This is a genomic window from uncultured Meiothermus sp., from assembly GCF_937863175.1.
In the GTDB taxonomy this organism is placed as follows: domain Bacteria; phylum Deinococcota; class Deinococci; order Deinococcales; family Thermaceae; genus Meiothermus.
This window is the reverse complement of sequence record NZ_CALMCQ010000459.1, coordinates 1-3262: the sequence shown is the minus strand read 5'-3', so window position 1 is coordinate 3262 and position 3262 is coordinate 1. Positions and strand designations below refer to the sequence as shown.

Annotated in this window: 3 protein-coding genes; all 3 read left to right on the top strand. The window is 56.7% G+C overall.

Annotated elements, in window-relative coordinates; all coding sequences use genetic code 11:
• Positions 1-377, top strand: a 377-nt coding sequence (locus tag Q0288_RS17130; RefSeq protein ID WP_299433339.1) for an ABC transporter permease subunit, incomplete at its 5' end; no start/stop codon positions are given.
• Positions 377-1705: a sugar ABC transporter permease gene (locus tag Q0288_RS17125; protein ID WP_299433336.1), complete on the top strand. Its 1329-nt coding sequence runs from the start codon at positions 377-379 to the stop codon at positions 1703-1705. The genes Q0288_RS17130 and Q0288_RS17125, both read left to right, overlap by 1 nt.
• Positions 1706-1849: 144 nt before the next feature.
• On the top strand, positions 1850-3262 hold a 1413-nt coding region (locus Q0288_RS17120; protein ID WP_299433333.1), incomplete at its 3' end, for a glycoside hydrolase family 13 protein.

Genomic DNA, 3262 nt, shown 5'->3' with positions numbered 1-3262 from the left:
GCTCTTCCGATCTCTCCGAAGATGTCTACGAAGCCGCCAGAATTGATGGAGCCAACTTCTTCCAGACCCTTACTGGCATCACTCTGCCCTTGTTGCGCCTGCCATTTATCCCTCTGGTTCTGGGCTCATTCGCTTTCAACTTCAACAACTTCGGCCTGATCTATCTGATGGGTGCACAGCCCGCGGTAGAGGGACGACCCTCTACTGCGCAGGCTGGAGACATCCTGATCACCTGGGCCTACAAAACCGCATTTCAAGCCGATGGTGGTATGGCCTATGGGCTGGGAGGCGCGATCTCAATCATCATCTTTTTTCTCACGGTCGCCATTAGCCTGATCAATTTTCGCTTTACTGGCGCTCTCAAGGAGGTGCGCTGATGGCTGCTGTGACGCGTTATATCGGTTGGGCGGTGGTTGGAATTGGGGTGGCCTGGGTGTTGTTTGTGTATTTCCCCAGCTTGTTGGCCCGCATCCAGCCCAACACGCCCCCAGGCTTTATACGGGTCGAGCACGGCTGGGTCTATGTCCTGGGCGGCCTCCTGGCAATAATCGGACTGATTCTACTTTATGCCTTGCTGGTCACACGTATCAACAATATGCGCCACGGACGCAGGCGCAGTCCATTTCCGTTGTTCGGACAGGGCCTCACCCACCTTTTCATGGCAGTGGTGATCCTGCTGGCATACTACCCGGTGCTTCAAATTCTGGCGGCTTCCTTCGACCCTCGAAACACCCTCTATCGCATCCTGCCTCCGGCGAGTGACAACTTGCTGGTAAGGGCCAGGGTGATTCCAGATTTTTCACAACTGAGCTGGGAAAACTATGCTCAATTGTTTGATGGGTTTATCCTGTATGCCTACCAGGCTGTACTAATGACCATTGCCGCACTCAGTCTGCTGATCTTCCTGACCATGGTCGTCTATCGCCGCATTACCGGCGACGATAGATCCGCAAGCCCCTATGCGCTTATTCAGGGCCGCAGCCTGACCGTTTTTGCCATCCTGGGCTTTATTCTGGTCATATTCCTTTCGCCCGAGCAGTTCACCGGCCCGGCCACCGAGTCCAAGTTCGTGCTCTGGGTGAGGAACACGCTTTTTGTCTCGGGCGTTACCGGGCTGGTAGCAGTTCTGCTAACGGCCACCGCCGGATATGCCTTTGCGCGATTCAGCTTCCCCGGTCGTTATCCGATGCTGCTGGTCTTCATCTTTGTGCAAATGTTTCCTGGCTTCCTGGGTCTGGTCGCAACCTACTTTTTGATCTCGAGTCTGGGTTTGCTCAACACCTTTACCGGGCTGGTGCTGGCCTACACGGGCGGAATTATCAGTTTTGGAACCTGGGTCTATAAGGGTTTCCTCGAGAGCATCTCCCGGAGTTTGGAAGAGGCCGCCCTGATTGATGGGGCCAGCAAGTGGCAGGCTTTCACCCTGATCCTGCTTCCACTCTCCGCACCGATGTTTGTGTTCATCTTCCTGCTGCAATTTGTCGGCACCTATTCGGAATTCATCATGGCCAACCTGTTGCTCACGGGAGTGGATTCCTGGACGGTCGGCATGGGGCTTCGCAACTTCACTACGGGGCAGTTTTCCACCAAATGGGGCCTATTTGCTGCTGCTGCGGTACTTGGTTCGCTCCCCATTCTGGCTACCTTCTACGGCTTCCAGCGTTACTTTGTGTCGGGATACACCGCTGGTTCGGTGAAGGAATAGGCTGCATCAGGCAGTTTTGCCAGATGGCCGGAGGTTGAAACCACCTGTGCCTGTGCGGTTTTGCAGACTGATGCAGCAGGTTGACCAACTCAATTAGCGCAGCCTGGTATCGTACGGACGTCCGACCCCCTTACAGGAGACCGCATGCACTATCATGACTGGGAACCCTTTTGTGTCAGCCCGATGAAACCCGAACTCGGGCAGGAGATCATCTTGCGCCTGAAGACCTCCGCTAAGGCTGGTTTTCTGATTCTGGTGCACTACGGTGAGGTGGAGCGGCGGCCCCTGAAGCCAGCTGAGGGTGGACTGGAAATCAAACTGCCGCTCTACGAATCGCCGCTACGCTACTGCTTCTACCTCACTACCGAAAAAGCCTACCTGACCGCAGGAGGCCTGCACGGGGCCATGCCCCGTTATGACAAGTTCTTCCACCTGCTAGCCCAGCCCACCGTACCAGACTGGGCGGTAGGGGCAGTGTTTTACCAGATCTTCCCCGACCGTTTTCGCAACGGCAACCCGGCCAACGACCCCCAACACGGTGAGTGGGAGTATATGGGTCGTCCCATCGTCAAAAAAGCCTGGGACGAGCCTGTGGATTATAGACCGCACGCCGGGCCACTGCAACACTATGGCGGTGATCTGGAGGGAATTATCGAGAAGCTCGACTACCTGCAAGCGCTGGGCATTGAGGCCCTCTATCTCAATCCCATCCTGCCCTCCCGCTCCAACCACCGCTATGACGGGCTGGACTACTTGAACGTGGACTCCCACCTGGGCGGCAGCCAGGCTTTCGACGCTCTGGTGGAGGAGATGCACAGGCGTGGCATGAAGCTGATCCTGGACGGGGTATTCAACCACATCGGCAACACCCACCCCGACTTCCAGAAAGCCCTGCAAGACCCCACCTCCCCCGAGGCGGGGCAGTTCACTTTCTATGCCGACGGCTCTTATGCCGCTTTCTTTGGCGTCAAGACCCTGCCCAAACTCGACTACGCCAACCCCCTCACCGTGGAGCGCTGGATTGATGGCTACCATGCCCCGGTACGGCACTGGATTCGTAAGGGAGCCGATGGTTGGCGGTTAGACGTAGCGCACCAGATGGGCGAGGGCGGCACCGACCGCAGCAATGGCGAAATCTTGCGAATGATCAAACACAACAGCATGGAGGAAAACCCTGAAGCCTTCGTGTTTGGCGAGCTGTTCTTCGACACCCTGCCCACCCTGCGGGCACACACCATTGATGGTTCGATGCACTACGCCGGATTCGCCAACCCGCTGATGGAATGGCTTTCAGGCAAAAACGTGTACGGCTGGAGTGTGGAGGTTTCTACCGAGCAGCTCTGGGAGACCTTGTGGGATCATTACACAGCCCTGCCGCTGCAACTCCGCCAGACCATGTACACCCTTATCAGCAGCCACGATATTCCCAGAGCCTTGTGGCGGCTGAGGGGGGATGTCGAACAATTCAAGCTGGCCCTGGGCATCCTGCTGACTTTCCCTGGGGCACCAGGCCTCTACTACGGAGACGAGATTGGGCTTAACCAGACCAACCCCTAC